This window comes from Bacteroides sp. OM05-10AA (assembly GCF_003439055.1).
In the GTDB taxonomy this organism is placed as follows: Bacteria; Bacteroidota; Bacteroidia; order Bacteroidales; family Bacteroidaceae; genus Bacteroides; species Bacteroides intestinigallinarum.
Genome location: NZ_QSUR01000001.1, coordinates 207,962 through 230,667, shown reverse-complemented (window position 1 = coordinate 230,667; position 22,706 = coordinate 207,962). Strand labels below are relative to the sequence as shown.

17 protein-coding genes are annotated in these 22,706 nt (G+C 40.0%); 9 read left to right on the top strand and 8 right to left on the bottom strand.

What is annotated here, in order from left to right; all coding sequences use genetic code 11:
- Positions 1-8 precede the first annotated feature (8 nt).
- From DXB58_RS00835 to DXB58_RS00800, 8 genes are all read right to left on the bottom strand, one after another.
- Positions 9-2,729, bottom strand: a complete 2,721-nt coding sequence (locus tag DXB58_RS00835; protein ID WP_122135590.1) for a family 78 glycoside hydrolase catalytic domain — start codon at positions 2,727-2,729, stop codon at positions 9-11.
- Between the two features lie 46 nt (positions 2,730-2,775).
- Entirely contained in the window at positions 2,776-4,182 is a 1,407-nt protein-coding gene (locus tag DXB58_RS00830) for an SGNH/GDSL hydrolase family protein (protein ID WP_369906961.1), read from the bottom strand.
- Between the two features lie 43 nt (positions 4,183-4,225).
- Positions 4,226-7,234 carry a discoidin domain-containing protein gene (locus tag DXB58_RS00825; protein WP_369906966.1) on the bottom strand — a complete coding sequence of 1,003 codons (3,009 nt, stop codon included), beginning with the start codon at positions 7,232-7,234 and terminating at the stop codon, positions 4,226-4,228.
- Positions 7,235-7,367: 133 nt separating this feature from the next.
- Positions 7,368-9,707: a GH92 family glycosyl hydrolase gene (locus DXB58_RS00820; RefSeq protein WP_122135588.1), complete on the bottom strand. Its 2,340-nt coding sequence runs from the start codon at positions 9,705-9,707 to the stop codon at positions 7,368-7,370.
- Positions 9,708-9,724: 17 nt separating this feature from the next.
- Positions 9,725-12,292: a glycoside hydrolase family 38 C-terminal domain-containing protein gene (locus tag DXB58_RS00815; RefSeq protein ID WP_122135587.1), complete on the bottom strand. Its 2,568-nt coding sequence runs from the start codon at positions 12,290-12,292 to the stop codon at positions 9,725-9,727.
- A 17-nt stretch (positions 12,293-12,309) separates the two neighbouring features.
- A complete protein-coding gene (locus DXB58_RS00810) occupies positions 12,310-12,537 on the bottom strand; it encodes an anti-sigma factor (protein ID WP_122135586.1) in 228 nt (75 codons plus the stop codon).
- A gap of 77 nt (positions 12,538-12,614) precedes the next feature.
- Positions 12,615-13,139, bottom strand: coding sequence for an RNA polymerase sigma-70 factor (locus DXB58_RS00805; protein WP_122135686.1), 525 nt, complete (start codon positions 13,137-13,139; stop codon positions 12,615-12,617).
- A 192-nt stretch (positions 13,140-13,331) separates the two neighbouring features.
- The gene (locus tag DXB58_RS00800; RefSeq protein ID WP_122135585.1) at positions 13,332-14,936 is read right to left on the bottom strand and encodes a DUF6377 domain-containing protein; all 1,605 of its coding nucleotides are present in this window, start codon (positions 14,934-14,936) and stop codon (positions 13,332-13,334) included.
- Positions 14,937-15,198: 262 nt separating this feature from the next.
- Here DXB58_RS00800 and DXB58_RS00795 point away from each other — a divergent pair, with 262 nt between their 5' ends.
- The 9 genes from DXB58_RS00795 (at position 15,199) to nuoL (ending at position 22,702) form a co-directional block, all read left to right on the top strand.
- Positions 15,199-15,576, top strand: a complete 378-nt coding sequence (locus tag DXB58_RS00795) for a hypothetical protein (protein ID WP_122135584.1) — start codon at positions 15,199-15,201, stop codon at positions 15,574-15,576.
- Positions 15,577-15,694: 118 nt separating this feature from the next.
- Positions 15,695-16,045: an NADH-quinone oxidoreductase subunit A gene (locus DXB58_RS00790; protein WP_122135583.1), complete on the top strand. Its 351-nt coding sequence runs from the start codon at positions 15,695-15,697 to the stop codon at positions 16,043-16,045.
- On the top strand, positions 16,036-16,638 hold the full coding sequence (locus DXB58_RS00785; protein ID WP_004301465.1) for an NADH-quinone oxidoreductase subunit B: 603 nt from the start codon (positions 16,036-16,038) through the stop codon (positions 16,636-16,638). Before DXB58_RS00790 ends, DXB58_RS00785 begins: the two co-directional genes overlap by 10 nt.
- A gap of 27 nt (positions 16,639-16,665) precedes the next feature.
- Entirely contained in the window at positions 16,666-18,258 is a 1,593-nt protein-coding gene (locus tag DXB58_RS00780) for an NADH-quinone oxidoreductase subunit D (RefSeq protein ID WP_009000380.1), read from the top strand.
- 22 nt (positions 18,259-18,280) lie between these two features.
- Positions 18,281-19,357 (top strand): NADH-quinone oxidoreductase subunit NuoH, encoded by a 1,077-nt coding sequence (nuoH, locus tag DXB58_RS00775; protein ID WP_004301463.1) that lies wholly within the window; start codon positions 18,281-18,283, stop codon positions 19,355-19,357.
- A gap of 12 nt (positions 19,358-19,369) precedes the next feature.
- Positions 19,370-19,858 carry a 4Fe-4S binding protein gene (locus DXB58_RS00770; RefSeq protein WP_004305338.1) on the top strand — a complete coding sequence of 163 codons (489 nt, stop codon included), beginning with the start codon at positions 19,370-19,372 and terminating at the stop codon, positions 19,856-19,858.
- A 2-nt stretch (positions 19,859-19,860) separates the two neighbouring features.
- Entirely contained in the window at positions 19,861-20,373 is a 513-nt protein-coding gene (locus DXB58_RS00765) for an NADH-quinone oxidoreductase subunit J (protein WP_122135582.1), read from the top strand.
- Positions 20,374-20,406: 33 nt separating this feature from the next.
- Positions 20,407-20,715 (top strand): NADH-quinone oxidoreductase subunit NuoK, encoded by a 309-nt coding sequence (gene nuoK / locus DXB58_RS00760; RefSeq protein ID WP_122135581.1) that lies wholly within the window; start codon positions 20,407-20,409, stop codon positions 20,713-20,715.
- A gap of 55 nt (positions 20,716-20,770) precedes the next feature.
- Positions 20,771-22,702 (top strand): NADH-quinone oxidoreductase subunit L, encoded by a 1,932-nt coding sequence (nuoL, locus tag DXB58_RS00755; RefSeq protein ID WP_122135580.1) that lies wholly within the window; start codon positions 20,771-20,773, stop codon positions 22,700-22,702.
- Positions 22,703-22,706: the final 4 nt, after the last annotated feature.

Sequence of the window (22,706 nt, the reverse complement as noted above, 5' to 3'; positions counted from 1 at the left end):
TTTATGGCTTATTTAAGAATGACAAAGTTATATGAGCCCGATGCAACTTCCATTCGAGACGGATTAACTTTATTCATTACAATATTACTGATTTCACTTACAGGTCTTCCTGATTCCATCACCATTCCACTACCCCAATCAGGAATCGTTACCGTAGCCGATGTATTTGTAGGTATCTCTACTTGAAGATTCAGATTTCCGTTCTCATCTATTTTCCAATTCGAACAAATTCTACCGTACAAACTATCATATGTAGCTTTGCAATATTTCAAACTGGTAACTATCACCGGTTCAACATAAAAATGTTTCATTCCCGGATTCGATAAATCGGGTTTTATGCCAGCTAATGAATTATAAAACCATGCTACCACACTGCCAAACATCGGATGACAGTGTCCACAACCTTCATCATTTCCATCACCATTCCACGTTTCCCAAAGCGTATTATTTTTCTTATCAGCCAGATATCCATAACTGGGGAAATCACGCTGATTCATAATCTTATAAGCAAGATCTGCTCTACCATTCTCCGTCAAAACTTGCAATAAAAGCGGAGTAGCAAGTATACCTGTATCAAAATGATAGTTAATCTTCTCCAAATGTTTCAACAAAGCAGTAAATACTTTCTCACGATTACTGTCCGGGACAAGTCCGAATGCTAATGCAAATACATCAGCTCCCTGCTTACCTTCCCAATAATGATGAGTCACTTCATTATAAAATGCAATATTAAAATTTTTCTTAATTGTTCGGGTAAGTATATGAAACTCATCTTCATCCTCTTTCTTATTCAAAAAATTCGCTATATTCGCCATAATGCAAGTGACATGATAAAAATATGCCGTGTTCACTAAAGATGCCGGAATTTCAATCACATTATGGGGAGTAGACCATTCACCCAAACACCACCCGTTTGGTTCCTCCCGTACCACTATTCCTTTATCATCAGTTCGTGTACTAAGATATTCAATCCAATGTTTCATACCATAATAATGCTCCTCTAAAAGTGTGGTATCACCATAATGGCAGAAATAATTCCATGGGATAATCACATACGCTGATCCCCATGCTGGTCCACCACCTCCACCACCAAAGGGTGCAGTATGCGGTACATATCCTGTATTCTTATTGCTTGCATCACTAATGTCACTAATAAACTTTTTAAGGAAACAAGTCATATCATACGAATAAAGCAGGCTTTCTGTAATAATCTGTCCATCACCAGTATAGGCCAATCGTTCACGATGCGGATCACTACTTATGATCCCTTTAAAATTAGCCTGCATCGTGCGGTTATAAGCTTGACAAATATTATTAAAAAGCTGGTTAGAACAATCGAAGCTCCCCGTATTCCTAATATCCGTATAAATGGACTTCACTCGTATACTCTGTTTTGAGATCTCGACACCTTGTGTTGCAGTCACCTCAACTTTCTTAAAAGCATGCCAAGTAAATCTGGGTTCCCATCTTTCGTTCTGTCCACCTCGTAGTATATACATGTCTTCTTGACCATAACTCAACCCTTCATCACTAATAAAACGTAGCTTCACAGTATCTCCAGCCTGGCCTTTCACAGAGAGTTCACACCAGCCTGCAACAGTTTCAGGCAAAGTAAAAACAAACAAAGAATCATTTGCCTGTTCAAAATAGGTATCCACCGTTCCCATTATTTTGGTAAATGGAACTGTTTGTACTCGTAACATTCCCGTGGGAGGACGAACAGACAATACCGATTTCCAAGCCGAATCATCATAACCTGCTTGATTCCATGAACCTAATTCAAGACGAGCATCATAAATCTCACCTGTAAATATAGCATCATGCAAAATAGGACCCGTAGTTGTTTTCCATGACTGATCAGAAATAATAGTTTCTTTACTTCCATCTTTATATTCAATCTCTAACTGCAACAGCAATTTGGGAACATCATACCACATATAGCCTTCCACAATACGATCTCGTTGATTATACCAACCGTTGCCCAACACAACTCCAATTACATTATTCTGCTTTTCCAAATTAGAAGTAACATCAAATACATTGTAAAGCACTCGTTGTGTAGACTGGTCATCATAATGATACAAAAGTTTCTTCAATGACCTCCTATCATAATTTGTAACGGCAGGGGCCAGGACCTGATCTCCAATTTTATCCCCATTAAAATACATCTCATAAAAGCCTAATCCGCAAACATATACCATAGCCTTCTTTATGGCTTTCTCAATAGTAAACTCTTTGCGAAAATAGGGTGCCGAAAAGGTAAGCGTCGAATCCGGATACACATCTTTTATCTGTCCTATCCATTTAGCTTTCCAGTCAAAAGAATTCAACAATCCCATACTCCAGCTCGACACATCACTCCATTTCGTAGGATTATCATTTTCGTCCCAAACCATCACTTTCCAATAAAGTTGCATTTGAGATAACAACCTTTTCCCCTGATAACCAATGATAGATTCTGAAGAACTAACTTTACCGGAATCCCAATAATCCCCCTTCTCCTGATTCAATAATTTCAAACTGCTAGATACAATAACACGATAGGCCGATTGTTTCTTTCCTCTTTGATTCGACACCAATTGCCATTGAAGAATCGGATGCTGGCTTTCAATAACAACCGGAGTCTCCATATTATCACAACGCAAATTCACTATACTGATATCATTTCTTCCATAAGCAAAAGAAGAAAACATAATCAATAACAAAAGATTTCCAATTAGTCTATTCATTTTGTATCCCCTAAAGAGTTTTTTACTACCTACAAATAGGATGTTGCTATTCAATTCTTGTCAACCTCACTTTCTGAGTGACCGGTTTATTGATTTTATAAATGGTTTCTACAATATTCTTCATATAATCATCCCAAACTTTACGTATTTCCGGATGCATCGCTTTGATATACCAATCATAACTCGCTCTAAGAAACATGTCTTTAGGTAGGTATTCTTTTAGTTTATCGATAGCTTGCTGATTATCTGCAAACAATAATCCTTCTTTTTTCAAGAACGAACACTCTGTCCACAAATATTCTCTGAAACGTTTCTCTATTTCAAACCGTTCTTCATTCAGATACATAATTTTCGCAGCTTGTTGATACTGGGGAGTGTTCGGATAATTTGCCAAATTCACCCCACTAGCTAATTCTTTAGATGAAAGATTGTCAATAAACTGATCTCCTATAGTCAATCGATACAGACCTTCTTCCAAATCAATCACCTGTAAACGCTCCTGATTAAATTCTTCCATAAACGGGACCAATTGCATTGCATCACGTTGTGACCTTTTATTTCCCCAGCCATGTCTCGGGATAGAATCCAATGGATAAGGAAGAGCATTTGCCAAATAGTCGAAAGTCAAATCAGCCCCGTTCTTTTTCAATTTGGATATTTTACAATTCTTACTGGCTACAACAGCTGAATTACGCGCATCAATAGAAACGGACGACACTTCATTCCCTGTCAATCCTTGTGCTTTCAGAAACAAATAGGCCATAACCATCTGCCCGTCATTATCCGGATGAATTCGGTCGATTCTACAGAAAGTAAACGCAGAGTCTCTCTCTTGCTCTCTCTCGCTTATTTTCCGCATCGGTAAATTAAAATCTACGAATCCCCAACCATTCTTTCTTGCCGATGCACGTTGGGCATCTATAATTTTCAGAATAGCATTATTCTTTCCATGCAGAATAAAGTTGTTAAATCCGGAAGTTTCGTCATAAGGAGAACCTCCGATCAACACCTTAGTAACTTTATTTTTGGCCAACAATCGTTGTTCTATTCCCTGATAATTCTCCAATGATCTTGCAACTTGTCGTTCCGAAAGCTCCCTGGCATTATCTTTCATATAAATATCATAACCGGTATCGTTCATGCCAAAAGTAAGGGCCACATAAGTCGGTTTTTTATTAAAGACATCATAATCCAAACGATCTTTAATATCCCACGCACTCTCCCCGCCAATCCCCGCATTCATAATCGTAACCGGCTTGTCAGGAAAACGAGTCATATAATACAGCCAAATAAATGAATGATAATGTCCTGCGTGAGTAATGCTATTTCCTACAAATACAACACGCTCTCCTTTTTCAAACCGTGGAACTGATGTCTGTGCCTGTAAAGAGCTGCAACTCGCATAAATCAAAGATAACAACAAGAATATCTTCATACTTCTTTTATTATCCATTTATCTATTATTCTTTTAAATGATTACTCTACAATCCCAGTAATCAATCCATTATATCCAATTTACTTTTCTCTGCTTTTCCATACTGTTTCACCAGTACACTCACTCCACCCTTTAGTAATTCAGGTGCTGCCTCTATACTTATAACTTTTTCTTCATCCGGCATCAATGTCACATAATTATCAGACATGATAACAGGAAGCACACGCTTTTGCGTGACTTTATTAACTAATCTTATCCGATTGGCAAAAGCAACACTCTTGGAATTGTTCTTTACAGCTACCTGCATCTTTCCATCAGCCGTCAATTTGTTCACTAACCGACAAGATAAATCAGCTTCCGGAAGTGTATTCAACTGTGTATAATCAAGGTCTCTCACACCATTCCTCCAATAAAAGTTTTCGGACAGCAAATTACCATTGGCGTCAGTCAATTCCAGTTTAATGAAATGAAGTGGGGTTAATTCTTCTATTCCTTCCGGCTTCTCACCATAGATTTCAAACTCAAATAACGAGTAACCAAACTGTGTGGCACGGCTGATACCCTCTAATTTTACATAACGAGCTGTTATAGATTCCAGATCTATTTTCTCTGTACCGCCTTTTCCATCCTTATTGTCGTAAACAGTTTTCCACTCTTTTGCATCATTTGATACTTGTAAAGCGTACTTCTTGGCACAGGCTGTTTCCCACTTTAAAATGACATTCTCTATTTTTTCTTCCTTACCAAGATCAACGTATATCCATTGAGGATCATTATATTCACTTTCCCAACGGCTACCAGCACCTCCGTCAGTCACCAGTGAAGCCTTTTTAGAATCACCTGTTGAGGAAGAAGCTACTACCTCTTTTCCAAAAGCCAGATTAAAAGGATTAAAATTCAAAGTAAAGGCTTCTGCAATATTACTAGCTGTTACATCCACCCGCTTAGTCTGCCCATACGTGGCAATCTCTTTTCCATTCAAGTCGTAAATCGTAGCCTTGACTGTCGCCCCTTTCAAATCTTTGGCTGTCGTATTTATTACTTTTATACTGTTATTAGAGGCATTCCATTGAATATGTAGAGGCTCACAAGCCTTTTTCGCTCCCCAATAAGCACCTGTAGGATCGTAATAATAATCGTAAGTCTGCCACACAAACGAAGGATAAGCAGGATGACTCATCCAAATCAGGAGTCCGGCAGCATCATTCCACATTTTATCATTCCAAGCCTCATACATCCCTTTCATGACTTCAATATTCAACAATTGAGCCTTCTCACAAAATTCTTCCAATCCGGATGATTCTCCGTACTGCATATTGACTGAATTCTTGTAATTAACAGGGTTGGCATTAGATGCTTCTTTACCAAAAAAATGCTTATTCCATACATTATCATCATCATTCTTCAACTGCTCATCAGTGGGTAGAGGCCACCAATCTTTCTCCGGAATAAACTCTTTCACACTTTCGAAAGTAGGAAAAGTAGCTGTGCCTATTTCTGTACGCATTCCATAACCGTGGTCAATTCCGTACGGATAAGCCGGTGTATTAAATGCTAAATTACTACCTGATGTTTCAAAATGATGTCTCGGAGGTTGATTACCCCACCAACCACTACCGGACAATCCATCTTGATTGGAACAAGACTTATACATACGATCATTATGATCTTCCTTAGCAATCATCTCACGCAGATAATTATCCAAATCCGATGCCGGATGCGTCTCATTAGCTCCACACCAAATAGCGATAGACGGATGGTTTCTCAAACGTCTGACCTTGTCAAGGGCATTCGCCTTGAATGCCTCTGGTTGTGCCACATCATTATATGCCACGTACAACCAGAAATCATTCCATACCATAATCCCATATTTATCGCAATAATCATAAAATTCATCATCAGTAACACAACCTGTCCACAGACGAATCATGTTGTAATTCATTTCTTTATGTAACCTGATTTTTGTCTCATACTCTTTCCCTTGGCAACGAAGTAAATACTCACTCATCCCCCAGTTTCCACCTTTCAAATAAATCTTTTGTCCATTGATAAAGAATGTCAAAACAGGATAACCAACTACATTATCAACCATCTTATACTCATACTTCTTAATACCAAATGTCAAATCTTTCACATCCGATACCTCCCCGTCAACAGAACAAGTCAATTTGCAAGTATAAAGATTAGGATCACCATAACCATTCGGCCACCAAAGTTTCGGCTGGTCAATAACCAATTGTGCTATATCCTCCTTGCTGATAGACAATCCTGCCGTTGCTCCGCCTTCTACCTGAACTTCCTTGGAGAAAGAGATGTTTCCCGGCTGAATCACCCCGGAAACAACAACTTTTTTAGGAGAGGAAGAGGCATTTCTGACATTGGTTGAAATAGAAAGTTCAGCCTTTTGCAAAGTAGGTAATTCTGAACGTACCCAAGGATCTTCCATTACGACATCTCCGGTAACCATCAGATAAGTATTACCTGTGATACCGGCTAAACGCCCAGGTACATAAGGCATCCAGTCCCATCCGGCACCAGCCAGATAACTAGGACTACAAGCAACACCATAAGGGTCTTTCGCTTTACGTGTCTTCTTCTGATCGGGATCAGTTATCAAAACAGCAATCGCATTCTTACCGGACTTTTTAACCAAATGAGTTACATCAAATTTTGAACGCAGCATGTGACCACTTACATCCTTAGTAGATGTTTTCGTGCCTGATATCTTCTCTCCATTAAAATAGAAATCAGCAAAGCGATTCGTATTATCGAAATGAAGCCATACACGTTTTCCCTCAGAATAGGAATCCGGAAGTTCAAACTCTGTACGATACCAAAACGGACGGTTATAAAAAGTTTCGTCCACTTTATAAATATTATCAGCATAATTAGGATCAGGCACTATTCCTGCTTCAACATAAGCTGTGAAAACAGTTCCCGGAACTACACCTTTCACATACTCCGGTATTTCAAACCCTGGAGTAGATATCTGTTCCCCAGTTACATTCTCTAAATCAGCTTGTGGTTTCACCTCCCAAACTATTCGGGGATCAGAACTATTCAATGACATTTTTGTAACCTGTTCCGTACAGGCTGTCTGCACTAAAACAAGTACAACAGATACAATATAGTAAATTATTCTATTCATCGTGTTACCAAGATTTTAAAGTTACTTTCTATCAAAAACGAAAGGATATTTTCTATCAGATTCCCCATTCCGTATTAGGCGTATCACCCATAAACAATTCTAATGTGCCTCCAGCCACTATGTCTGCAAAATCCAAATAACATTTATTATATTCCTTACCATTCAGCAAAGCTTTCTGTATATAAACATTACCAACACTATTATCATGAGCGATCACCGTAAACTTCTTTCCTGAATAATAAGCAGGATCTAAGGCAAATTCCACCTTATCGAATACCGGACTTGTAATCTCCATACGTGTATTACCCGGACAAGAAGGATGAATACCGGAAGCTGCCAACACATACCATGCCGACATTTGGCCTACGTCTTCATTTCCAACGATACCTTCTACTTTATTAGCATATGCTTTTTCACAAGTATAACGTGTCCACTTCTGGGTATGCCAAGGTACAGCAAGCTGGTTAAAAAGGAAAGGTACAAAATGTACCGGTTCGTTAGCATGGTTGTAATATTCATTCCACAACATATTGGAAGGAGTCTTACTGAAAAAATGAATCAGATCTTCAATTACTTTCTCTTTACCACCCATCAATTCCACCATTCCCGGAACGTCATGAGGCACGAACCAACCTTGTTGATAAGAATTTGCTTCTATACAGCCATACCATTCTTTAAGACGTGCATTCTCAGGCCATGCTATCCATGAGCCATCCGCTTTACGAGGACGGAACCAACCTTTCTCTTTATCAAAAATATGATGATATGCCTGGCCTTTTTCGTAAAAATAGCTGGCATCCTCATCTTTTCCCATCGCCTGTGCCATTTGAGATACACACCAGTCAGTGTAAGCATATTCCAAAGTTGTCGAAATACTTAATGGTTCCGGTATATAACCTAATGAATCATTACCAAAATGCCGTGAAGTATTAACAGCATACTGATACGCTTTCTCTACATCATACGTACGAATTCCCTTTACATAAGCATCTGCTAAAACAGACAAGGCCGGATTCCCCAACATACAACCGGAATAGGAATTCAGAAATTCCCAACGTTCGTAATATTCACGCCCGCTCTGCTCTGCCATTGAAATCAATGAATTCAATTCATCGCTCACCAGACATGGGTTAATTATAGTCTGTAAAGGAAACTGGCTGCGAAATACATCCCATCCACTAAAAATAGTACGCTTTGTGAAGGCACTGTCCGTTGTATGTATTTTATAATCACCGCCTACATAACGACCATCCACATCTGTATAAATACGAGGATCAATCATAGTATGATACATGGCAGTATAAAAAATAGTCTTTTCATCTTCCGTACCACCAGATATTCGAATACGACTAAGTTCTTTATTCCACAAATCTGTAGCTTCCTTCTTCACCTGCTCTAAATCTTTAGAAGCTATTTCCTGTTTGAAATTATTAGCAGCTCCTTCCATATCAACGAAAGAGATACCCACTTTCATCTCTACAGTCTCTCCTTCTTTTGTCGGGAATTCTGTAAAAAAGCCCAAATGCTTACCTTCCAATTCTTTCTTATCTTTGATGACCGGAGCTTGTGAAACACGAGTCAAATAAGGAATACTGACCACCTCATCACGTTTACGAACCCAATCTTCGGGAATATCCGCACTCCAGAAACCATAATCGGTCAAAGGTTTACTGAATTGGGCATAATAATAGACAGTATAATCGGCTTTTCCTTCACCATTACCCCATCCACCACCATCAGGTGTACACTTCATCCAACCTTGAATGGTATGATCATCTACTACTTTAATATATTGGGAAGTAGATGTTCCTCCCACTCTACGCGCTAAATCAATCTGAATACGAGACCGCTCATTAGAAGGATAAGTAAAACGTAAAATTCCACAATGCGGCGTTGCACTACTTTCCACTTTTATACGATAATCAGTCAACTCAACCGAATAATATCCGGCCTTAGCCGTCTCGGTCACTTTGTTATAAGCTGAACGATATCCTTTAATGCTATCATTATCTTCTTTCCCTGCTACTTTATATAATTCACCTGTTGTAGGCATCACCAGGAAATTTCCTAAATCACCGAACCAACCCACACCGCTCATCTGTGTAAAGGCAAAACCTTCAATCGTCTTATGTTCGTCACTATATCCGGAACCATTATCTCCCCCTGTTATAGTGTTAGGACTAACCTGCACCATACCATAAGGAGTAGTAGCTCCCGGAAAAGTTTTACCTAGTCCGTGATATACACCCGCAGCCCCTACACTCGTACTGGCACCAATAAACGGATTTACATAATCAGTCGGGACCAAATCTTCCGATACCGTACTGGTGGACGAACATCCCGTCATCCACCATAAAAAGCAAACAAATAAAAGATTAGCAGTCGCTTTATACATAACAATATAATAAAAATTTAAATCAAACTCAGAACGAAAGTTCTAATACCGAAACGAGGCATCGAAATCATCATATCCGATTTTCCCGCACGTGTTTTTATATTCTTTCTTTCGATACATTTTCCATTTAAATCCACCTCTTCCACACCGGACAACGGCATGTCAAAAGTGACCTTCTGTAATTTCTCGTTACCTTCTGAATTAAACAAGCGTAATACGATCTTTCCATTTTCCAAATGAACAGCACTTACCTGATAACCGGTATTTTGTAAATTAATAAACGACTTTGATTCCGGTTTTGCCACCGAATAACAAGAAGATAATAAAGGCTCATTCCAACAATCACTGTTGTTTGCTACTGATGCCTTATCCCATTTACCCCGATGAGGCATAATTGCATATTTCATTTTTAAAGGACCTGTAATTTTATAGTCGGGTCCCCAAAGTCCTCCACCCGAATATTGAGCTGTCAGTCCAAGCGGAAAGTCTTCTCCATAAGAATAAGAAGTAGTATGATCAGAAAATAAAGCCAATGCATAATCCCCTTTCTGTTCAGCTAAGTCTACCCAGTTGAGTATAATATTATGTTTGATTTGATCCCAAGAATTAAAAAAAGTATTATCGAGTTTACTTTCACACACATCGAATGGTGCATTCTTATAAACACGGGGAGAGCGAAGATCGGTTGGAAACAATATATTCAATTTAAAACGATCATCACAAAAAGCTCTGCGATTACCACTCCAATGATTTTCTTTATACTCACCAATACCTACATTCTTTTTCCAATCAACCGTCAATTCAAAATCAATCCGTTTCATCCCCTTTGAAAGGGTTATTAACTGTGTAAACGGGTGAGAGGCAATCTCCCCTTCTATCTTTACCTTTTTTTCATATATATTATCCCTCAATATAGTCAATCTGGCCGGAGCTTCTGTTGAAGAACGGAACTTTCCCTCTTCATAAAAGAAACCTCGCAACTCTCCTAAAGAATACTCACCTGTTTGACATACAAATTCTTTATTCCCCTCTTTTTTAGCAATCAGGCTTTTGATAACTCCTCCCTTCGATAAATCAAAAACAACCTTATACATGTCATTCTCAACCATGTATTCCTGTTCATTAACCTTCTCACTTTCTGAAACCTTTTTGCTTCCTGCAACGATCTTTTTACCTACTTCTTTCTTTTTTATACAATACGTGGAGTACCCGAAGGGAGGAATCTCTGCTTCAAAAAACATTTTTTTCTTTTCTCCTTCACTTTCTACAAAACAACCTATCTCTTTACCTTTCCAATCACAAATGACAAAATTCGAATTCTCTGACTCTAAAGAAAGAAGAACACTCACCGGTTCTTTCCTTTCTACTCCCAGAGTGTTAAAAACCCGTACCCATTGCTGGTTAATATCTCCTTGCTGTGAACCTGACAGATCATCAAAGCTTTGTATGGACGTTTCTATAATTCCATCAGAAATTCGATTCGTATCATCAGTCCATCGTTTAATCTGATCAGCCCATGTACCTTGCCTATTCAATCCGTTATAGGGCACAATCCAAGAATCATGATGCTGTGCCATCATTAAAGTGCGCCACGCTTCATCCATATCTGCTTTCAAACAAGTATACCCATTCTTCAGATGAGCCATAACAGACATTTTCTCTGCCATGATAATCTTGTTCTCAGAAGTACGAACTTCCTGCGCTATCTTCTGTAACACTTGGCTACCCCACATTAGGTTTACGCGCATATCTTCCTGTGAGAAATGCCAATCATCATCAGTTTTTCCGATGGAGATATTCTCTATATAATCTCTCCATCTCATATATATAGAATTATTTTTTGTGTTCTTTCCACTTCCGATCCACGGACCGTTTTTCCATCCGGCATCCTGAAAACACATGCCGACCGGATGCTTTATTCCTGCTTCACGACAAGCCATCAAATACGCTTCCGAATTCCCCCAAGCGGTTGTCTGCCACGTTGAGTTCTTTTCCAACTGTTCACAAGCATAACGAGGAACTGTCAAAATAGAAGTCCCGTCCGTCCCTATCCAGTTAACCAATTCGCCACCATACGCAGCAGTATACCCTCCCCAACAAGTATTGGGACACTTTAATACAGCATATTTAAAACCGAATTGTTTAAGAATCTGTGGTAAACAACTTGTGAAGCAAGGTTCTTCTACAGAATAAGTAATAAAATCAACCTCCGGGAAATGCGCATTAGTCTTGGCTATACCATATTGAAACTGCCGAATGATACTCTCTCCTGAAATATTATAGCAATAAGGTTGTGCATATGTAGGATTCGTAAATTCCACTTGCCGACTTGTCACAACCCTCTTAAATTGTTGATAAGCTTCAGGGGTTTGCACACGAACAGTATCCCAAGTTTCCGGTTCTATCTCCAAACAAATTCGCCAATCCGGATGCATAGATAGCTGATCTACGATAAACTGAGTTTTCCACTTCACCGGATAATGGCCATATATTCCGCCATGATACCCATCAACAAAATAAGCCTGTTGTGAATAAACATTACTATAAAAGAAAACTGTCAGTAATATAATATAAATTTTATTCATGGTATGCTACAACTATTTTATTTCTCGCGCTGTTCCATCTTGCGCATAAATTCATCCAGTTTTTGCTGTATAACTTTCTCGTCATCTTTATGCCCGGAGAATATCCAATCAATGATTGCTAAAAGGCTTTGATCATCAACAAAATTCCCTTTCAGCACTTCATCTCTATCCACCTCCATCAGAAAACTCTCCTTCTCATCAGAAGTAAGTTCACCTGCAAAATATTTATTTAGAGCTTTATCCATCCTTTGTTCCTTTTTTTATCAAAGAACGATTATGTCGATAAATACCCCTAAAAAAGTATTTATAAATTAATTAAACATTATGCAGCCAAACACATATTCAACATTACCCGTAACTTTTTAAGTGCTATTCCCATCTGACACTCCACCGTATTAACCGAAATACCCAACCGTTCGGAAATCTCCCGGTATTTCAACCCCTCCATACGACTCAATAAAAATATAGTACGGCACTTTTTAGGTAAACTATTTATGGCTTTCCGAACCAATTGCTCCATTTCATTTCCCTCATAAATATCCGATACATCAAAACGCTCCAAAGATTGCATTTTCAAATTCAGTTCAACTTCAAAAGAAGCCTGTACATTCTCCACATATTTCTGTTCGAACACCTTATGCTTTAGATAATCCAAACATCTGTTTCTTACTAGCCGGAAAAGATAAGCATTTATATTTTCAATATGACTCATAGACTCTCTTTTTTCCCAAAGATCTGCAAAAACATCTTGGGTTATGTTTTCAGCGTCCTCTTCCAACATTACAAATTCTTTTGCAAACCGAACCAATTTTGGATAATAAATAAGATATAAATCTGAAAAATTCATAGTCATGTGTTTCTTTAGATTAGTATTCAGTTACCAAAAATCTCGTGATGCAAATATAAAGATGAAAAGAGCCTACTTCTGAACAGAAGTAGGCTCTAAAGTAAATTACATAAGGAGTATTTATACTATATTTATCTAATAATCAAAACATTAAAAAAAGATTCTTTTATAGTTTTGGTAAACCGGATAGAATCATTTTTGAGACAAGGAACCGAGTTTTTTTACCTCTTCTTCAAAGATATTACTATCAAGAATAGACATTCTCTTCACTTTGCTCTTATAATTATAAATCGTCTGAACGGAATAATGCAAAAACACAGCAATCTGTCCGACATCTATAATTCCTAATCGAATCAATGCAAATATGCGCAATTCTGTATTTAATTGATCTTTTTCCAGTTTGTAATGTTCTTCAGGCTTCAATAGCGAATTAAATTCTTCAACAAAATTGGGGTACAACTTTAGAAACGCTTTATCAAAGTTCTGATAAAGTCCTTCAAGTTCCTTCTCAAAAGGACGGGAAGATGATTTATACAAATCATCAATCTGTCCAGTTTTAATCTTCCTATTCACATTCTTCCTATATTCATCGAGCTTATTAATATAAACAGCACACTGATTCATAAAATATCCAACGTATTTTTCCTTTATCAGATTGGCCTCATCAAGATTCTTATTCAATCCAACCAGCTCCTCATTCATAGCTTTCAGATTTCTTTTAGCTCTGGATACGATTTTGGTTTGCTTATATGTAAAATACAAAGTAATCGCAAGGGCCACCACAAACAAGCTGGTCAGTAAGATATAAAAACGCAGGTTTCGTTTCTGTTCCTCTAGTCTGTATAAATAAGTATTCTCTATAATCGGATGAATACGGGCTATGACCGTATTCTTGAAACGGGAATTATAAAAAATAGCATCATCCAACGCTACCTTTATATAATTATAAGCTCTGTTTATATCCCCTTTATGATATAAGTTAACTGCTAATGTTAACAATGCCTCATTCTCTTTCACTGCAAGTTTAGCATCTGTAATAGCTGCCAATATTAGAAATTTTCCCTCTAACGCGACATCTCCAACCAATCGATAGGCTCTCGCAAGCCCCATAGCCATCATTGCATATCCATGAGACTCCGGTTCTTGTTTATCATATATTTGCGTCAATATCTGAAGCGCTTCTTTAATATCACCTTTATCTTGAAGTTTCACCGCTTTTTCTTTCCTGTACTCGTCACACTCATTAAACAAGATACTCATGACTGTATCTCGATAAGCTTCTTTTTCTGCAATATATTCCTTTGAGAATCGTACATCATCCGTATATTTAATGAGGTTTTCATAATAACGTATCTTATTCCAGCAATACAATGCTTTCAAATGATCGGGTAAATCCGCGCACTCAACCGACTTAAAAATGTCATTTGCCTGAATAAACAGACCTGATAGGGAATAGACGAAAGCCAAGCGGAGTTTCTCTTCCAAAAGATATTCCTCATTACCCATCTTCTTCGCAATCTTAATATTCTCATGAATATATTGTTCTGCCGAATCACAGACAAAAGTTTCATACTGGTGGATAATCTCTTTATTCAAATTGTATAAATCCTCCGGAGTATGCTGTCCAGACTTCTTTGTCTTCAATTCTTTTATGGTGGCTTCCTTTTTCTGTGTATACACCAAACGTTCAGAAATCACTTTATCCAACACCTTCAACAAAGAGTCATTTTCATTACCTGCATAAAGGTAAAATAAGGAGTTCAAGAGAAAAAATGTAAACCAAAGTGTGCGTTTCATATTAGTGCGTTCTTTCTTAGTCTGCAAAAAAATGTATTTTATTTGTGTAATTCGTAAAAAAAGGAAGTAAATCGTTCTTTTTATTGCATCTTTTAACAAATACACAAAAAAGAATTGCCTCATTTCAAAATGCTATTCATGAAACCGTACCGACAAAAAAACGAATCGCAAAGAAGCGGAGTTAAAAAAAGCTTTTTTGCCACTCGGACTTTGCAAAAAGTATAAATATTAGTTCTATATTTGCAACCGTTAAAGGAGAAAGATGAAACAAAGCTTAAAATTCGGACTACTTTTAGTATTGGCTTTGCTCATCCATTGTGCAACTAACGGAGCAATGGAAGATATGTGCAAAGTTTCCTCCCCGACTTATCGGCAGGAGAAATGCTATGTGTCGCAAGATCGTCCGATACAAAATGCTTTAGAACGTCTTTACAACCTTTACGCTACCCAATCTTGTGATATGAGTCATACGGACGTCACGCATGTCCCGGCAAATAAAAGCGTACTGTTGCCAGTTGCTTTTTCCGGAGAACATCACAATTCTCAAAGACCGTATCACTCTTCACCTTCTCATCCCCCAACGTGCTTTTATGATCCTATCTCCTATTATATATATGGGTTAAGAAAGATAGTCATTTAGCCTACAGTACAGTAAACTCTTTTACTCGTCATTTATTACAGTTGGTTTTATTCCCCATAGGGCGAATAGACTAATTGTTTATTTCTATATAATATTCAATCTAAACAGCTATTGAATTATGAATTTTACATTTTTAGTTGTTGTTCTACTGACAGCGCTTGCTTTTGTCGGTGTAGTAGTAGCTCTTTCGCGTGCTATTTCTCCCCGTTCATACAATCTGCAAAAGTTTGAGGCTTATGAATGTGGTATACCGACACGTGGTAAATCATGGATGCAGTTTCGCGTAGGCTACTACCTGTTTGCCATCCTATTTCTTATGTTCGATGTCGAAACTGCTTTACTGTTCCCATGGGCAGTAGTTATGCTCGACATGGGACCACAGGGACTTATTAGTGTTCTCTTCTTCTTTATCATTTTAGTTCTGGGTCTTGCTTATGCCTGGAGGAAAGGAGCTTTGGAATGGAAATAACCAAAAAGCCAAAAATAAAATCTATTCCGTATGATGAATTTATCGACAATGAATCATTGGAAAAGTTGGTCAAGGAACTTAATGCAGGAGGAGCAAACGTTGCCCTCGGAGTTCTTGACGACTTTATCAACTGGGGACGCAGTAACTCACTGTGGCCGCTTACCTTTGCAACCAGTTGCTGCGGTATCGAATTCATGGCACTGGGTGCCGCGCGTTATGACATGGCCCGCTTTGGGTTTGAAGTAGCACGTGCCAGTCCGCGCCAGGCTGATATGATTATGGTATGCGGAACAATCACCAATAAAATGGCTCCGGTACTGAAACGACTCTATGACCAGATGCCCGATCCGAAGTATGTGGTTGCCGTAGGCGGATGCGCTGTCAGCGGAGGTCCTTTCAAAAAGTCCTATCATGTGGTAAACGGAGTGGACAAGATTCTTCCGGTAGATGTATATATTCCCGGATGCCCGCCACGTCCTGAAGCTTTCTATTATGGCATGATGCAATTGCAACGCAAAGTGAAAATAGAAAAGTTCTTTGGTGGAGTAAACAGAAAAGAGAAGAAACCGGATTATTTAAAAAATGAAGAATGATTCTACATTCTGTAATTTAAAGGATTTATGCAAGAAATACAATTTATAGCTCCTGCAGCGTTACACGACGAGATGCTGCGCTTGCGAAATGAAAAACAGATGGACTTTCTCGAAAGCCTCACCGGTATGGACTGGGGAGTAGCCGATGAGAAAGACGCTCCGGAAAAACTCCGCGGTTTAGGCGTAGTCTACCATCTGGAATCTACCATTACAGGCGAACGGATAGCACTAAAAACAGCGACAACCAACCGCGAGCTACCTGAAATTCCATCTGTCAGCGACATTTGGAAGATAGCCGACTTCTACGAACGTGAAGTTTTCGATTATTACGGTATCACTTTTATCGGTCATCCTGACATGCGCCGGCTTTATCTGCGTAACGATTGGATAGGTTATCCAATGCGCAAAGATAATGATCCGGAAAAGGATAACCCATTGTGTATGACCAATGAAGAGACGTTTGATACGACTCAAGAAATAGAACTGAACCCGGACGGAACCATCAAAAATAAAGAGATGAAGTTGTTCGGTGAAGAAGAATATGTAGTTAACATCGGTCCGCAACACCCTGCTACTCATGGTGTAATGCGCTTCCGTGTTTCTCTGGAAGGTGAAATCATTCGTAAGATTGATGCGAACTGCGGTTATATCCACCGGGGCATCGAGAAAATGAATGAAAGCCTTACCTACCCTCAAACATTAGCCTTGACAGACCGTCTTGACTATCTGGGTGCACACCAGAACCGTCATGCACTGTGTATGTGTATTGAAAAGGCTATGGGTATTGAGGTTAGCGAACGTGTGAAGTATATCCGTACTATTATGGATGAATTGCAACGTATCGACTCTCACTTGTTGTTCTACTCTGCACTGACGATGGACTTGGGAGCGTTGACGGCATTTTTCTATGGATTCCGTGACCGTGAGAAGATTCTCGACATCTTTGAAGAGACTTGTGGCGGACGTCTGATTATGAACTACAATACAATTGGCGGTGTACAGGCTGATCTTCATCCTAACTTCGTCAAACGAGTAAAAGAGTTCATTCCTTATATGAGAGGAATCATCCACGAATATCATGATATATTTACGGGTAACATCATCGCACAAAGCCGTATGAAAGGCGTCGGTGTGTTAAGCCGTGAAGATGCCATCTCTTTCGGTTGTACCGGAGGTACAGGCCGTGCTTCAGGATGGGCGTGTGACGTACGTAAACGAATGCCATACGGTGTATACGACAAAGTAGATTTCAAAGAAATTGTTTATACGGAAGGTGACTGCTTTGCCCGTTACCTGGTGCGTATGGATGAAATCATGGAAAGTCTGAACATCATCGAACAATTAATAGACAATATTCCCGAAGGACCTTATCAGGAGAAAATGAAGCCTATCATCCGTGTTCCGGAAGGCAGTTATTATGCTGCAGTAGAAGGAAGTCGTGGTGAATTTGGTGTCTTCCTTGAAAGTCAGGGTGACAAAATGCCTTACCGCCTGCACTACCGTGCTACGGGATTGCCGCTTGTTGCCGCAATCGACACCATCTGCCGGGGAGCAAAGATTGCCGATTTAATTGCTATTGGCGGAACAATAGATTATGTCGTTCCGGATATTGATAGATAAAATACTTAATTATTAAGAATATATGTTCGACTTTAGTATAGTAACAAACTGGATACATGAGCTACTACTCTCCATTATGCCGGAGGGATTAGCCATCTTTATAGAATGTGTAGCTGTCGGCGTGTGCCTCGTAGCACTATATGCCATCCTGGCTATCATATTGATCTACATGGAGCGTAAAGTTTGCGGTTTCTTCCAGTGTCGTCTTGGTCCGAACCGCGTTGGTAAATGGGGTTCTATTCAAGTGGTCTGCGACGTACTCAAAATGATGACCAAAGAAATCTTCATGCCGAAGGGTGCCGACCATTTCCTTTACAATCTCGCTCCATTCATGGTGATTATCGCCTCATTCCTGACTTTCGCTTGTATTCCTTTTAATAAAGGTGCAGCGATTCTCGACTTTAACGTGGGCGTGTTCTTCCTGTTGGCTGCTTCCAGCATTGGAGTTGTCGGCATCTTGCTGGCCGGTTGGGGTAGTAACAACAAATTCTCTTTGATCGGTGCCATGCGAAGCGGTGCACAGATTATCAGTTACGAACTTTCTGTTGGTATGAGTATCATGACTATGGTAGTACTGATGGGAACCATGCAATTTTCTGAAATCGTAGAAGGACAGGCTGACGGCTGGTTCATCTTCAAAGGACATATCCCTGCTGTCATTGCTTTTATCATTTACCTGATTGCCGGAAATGCAGAATGTAACCGTGGCCCGTTCGACCTTCCCGAAGCGGAAAGTGAGCTGACTGCCGGATACCACACAGAATACTCCGGTATGGGTTTCGGTTTCTTCTATCTGGCAGAATACCTGAATCTGTTTATCGTGGCCAGTGTTGCCGCCACTATCTTCCTGGGAGGATGGATGCCGTTACACATCGTCGGGCTGGATGGATTCAACGCTGTAATGGATTATATTCCGGGCTTTATCTGGTTCTTCGCTAAAGCATTCTTCGTGGTGTTCCTTTTGATGTGGATCAAATGGACGTTCCCACGTTTACGTATCGACCAGATTCTGAATCTGGAATGGAAATATCTGGTTCCAATTTCTATGGTAAACCTATTATTAATGGCATGCTGCGTAGCTTTCGGCTTCCACTTTTGATAAATGAAAATTATGGAATATAAAGATAAAAAATATACGTACTTAGGTGGTCTGGTGCACGGCATCAGCACACTGGCAACGGGTATGAAAACCAGCATCAAGGTATACTTCCGCAAGAAAGTGACCGAGCAATATCCCGAAAACCGGAAAGAGCTGAAAATGTTCGACCGTTTCCGTGGTACGCTGAATATGCCCCACAATGAGAATAACGAACATCGCTGTGTAGCCTGTGGATTGTGCCAAATGGCTTGTCCGAACGATACAATCAAAGTGACCAGCGAAACCGTCGAAACAGAAGATGGCAAGAAAAAGAAAATCCTGGCAACCTATGAATATGATCTGGGTGCCTGTATGTTCTGCCAACTCTGTGTCAATGCTTGTCCGCATGATGCGATTACGTTCGACCAAAACTTCGAACATGCAGTATTCGACCGGACGAAACTCGTCCTGAAACTGAATCACGACGGTAGTAAAGTAATAGAAAAGAAAAAAGAAGTTTAGATATGGGATCAACACTTGAAACAGTAGTATTCTACTTTTTGGCAGCATTTATTATTGCTATGTCCATCATGACGGTGACTACCCAACGTATCGTACGCTCGGCCACCTACCTGCTCTTCGTGCTCTTCGGCACGGCCGGCATCTATTTTTTGCTGGGTTACACCTTCCTGGGCTCTGTTCAGATAATGGTTTATGCCGGTGGTATCGTCGTTCTTTATGTATTCTCCATTCTGTTGACCAGCGGAGAAGGTGATCGCGCCGAGAAAGCAAAACGAAGTAAGCTCCTGGCCGGGCTCATTACCATGATTGCCGGTTTAGCAATTATCCTGACTATCACATTGAAGCATAATTTCATGCAGACGGCCAATCTTGCCCCGCAAGAGATTGATATTCATACCATCGGGAACGCTTTGCTTAGTAGCGACAAATACGGTTATATATTACCTTTCGAAGCTGTCAGTATCCTGTTGCTGGCTTGTATCATCGGTGGTATCATAATTGCACGTAAGAGATAGAAAATCAAGTATTAACTATTAAGTATTAAGTATATGATACACATGGAATATTATCTGGTAGTTTCTACCATCATGATGTTTGCAGGAATCTATGGATTCTTTACCCGCCGGAACACACTGGCTATCCTGATTTCTGTAGAGTTAATGCTGAATGCCACGGACATCAACTTTGCCGTGTTCAACCGTTTTCTCTTTCCGGGGGGAATGGAAGGCTATTTCTTTGCACTCTTTTCCATCGCCATCTCGGCTGCGGAAACTGCAGTAGCCATTGCCATCATGATTAACATTTATCGTAATCTCCGAAGCATCCAGGTGCGCAACTTGGACGAGCTGAAGTGGTGATTTGTTTCTCACCAAGAACAAATAATAATAAATCAAGTAATAAAAATAAAACTGTATGGAACTAACAATTCTAATACTCCTTCTTCCTTTCTTCTCCTTTCTCATACTGGGAATCGGAGGTAAATGGATGTCCCACCGGACAGCGGGCACAATTGGTACGCTGATACTGGGAGCAGTAGCGGTACTATCCTACGTTACAGCTATCCAATATTTCTCGGCTCCACGACTGGAAGACGGAACATTCGCCACACTGATACCTTACAACTTCACGTGGCTTCCTTTTACAGAGACCTTACACTTTGATTTGGGCATCCTGCTCGATCCTATATCAGTAATGATGTTGATTGTTATCTCTACCGTGTCACTGATGGTACATATCTACTCTTTCGGTTACATGAAAGGCGAGATAGGTTTTCAACGTTATTATGCTTTCCTATCCCTGTTCACCATGTCTATGCTGGGATTGGTCGTTGCGACCAACATCTTCCAAATGTACCTTTTCTGGGAATTGGTGGGGGTAAGCTCTTATCTGCTAATCGGTTTCTACTATACAAAACCTGCTGCGATTGCCGCTTCCAAGAAAGCGTTTATTGTCACTCGCTTTGCCGACTTGGGCTTCTTGATCGGTATCCTGATTTACGGATATTATGGTGGTACATTCGGATTTACCCCAGACACGGTATCCTTGATAAGCGGTGGAGCTTCTATGCTTCCATTAGCTCTCGGATTGATGTTTGTCGGTGGTGCCGGTAAAAGTGCCATGTTCCCGTTGCATATCTGGTTGCCGGATGCAATGGAAGGTCCTACTCCGGTCAGTGCATTGATTCATGCGGCTACAATGGTCGTTGCCGGTGTATATTTGGTGGCACGTATGTTCCCGCTTTTCATTGCCTATGCACCGAATACGCTTCACATGGTTGCCTGGGTAGGTGCATTCACCGCATTCTATGCAGCAAGTGTGGCTTGCGTACAATCAGATATTAAACGCGTACTGGCTTTCTCTACCATTTCACAGATTGGTTTCATGATGGTAGCTCTGGGTGTCTGTACTTCCATGGATCCTCACGAAGGAGGCTTAGGCTACATGGCTTCCATGTTCCACCTCTTCACACATGCTATGTTTAAGGCATTGCTCTTCCTCGGTGCAGGTAGTATCATTCATGCTGTACATTCTAACGAAATGTCCGCGATGGGAGGTTTACGCAAATATATGCCGATCACTCACTGGACATTCCTGATTGCTTGTCTTGCTATTGCCGGTATTCCTCCATTCTCGGGTTTCTTCTCGAAAGATGAAATTCTGGCTGCTTGCTTCCAATATAGCCCTGTAATGGGATGGGTAATGACAGTAATTGCTGCGATGACTGCTTTCTATATGTTCCGTTTGTACTACGGTATTTTCTGGGGGAGCGAGCCGCTCCGGGCAGGTTCCCATTCGGAACATAACACGCCGAAGGGAAACTTGGAAGCGGCACCTTGCCGCCCACATGAAAGTCCGCTGGCTATGACTTTCCCGTTAATGTTTCTGGCAGTAGTAACTTGTGGAGCCGGATTTATTCCTTTCGGACACTTCATCAGTTCGAATGGTGAATCTTATTCTATCCATCTCGATCCGTCGGTGGCTATTACGAGTGTTGTCATTGCAATTATTTCGATTGCAATCGCTACATGGATGTACAAGAATGCCAAACAACCAGTTGCCGATTCATTGGAAAAACAGTTCAAAGGTCTGCACAAGGCTGCTTATAACCGCTTCTATATTGACGATATATACCAGTTTATCACGCATAAGATTATCTTCCGCTGCATCTCTACTCCTATCGCATGGTTCGACCGTCATGTAGTGGATGGATTCTTTGATTTCCTGGCATGGGCAACCAACACCACAAGCGACGAGATCCGTGGTTTGCAGAGCGGTCAGGTACAACAATATGCGTACGTGTTCCTTTGCGGTGCACTGGCACTTATCCTACTATTAATTTTATAAAGCA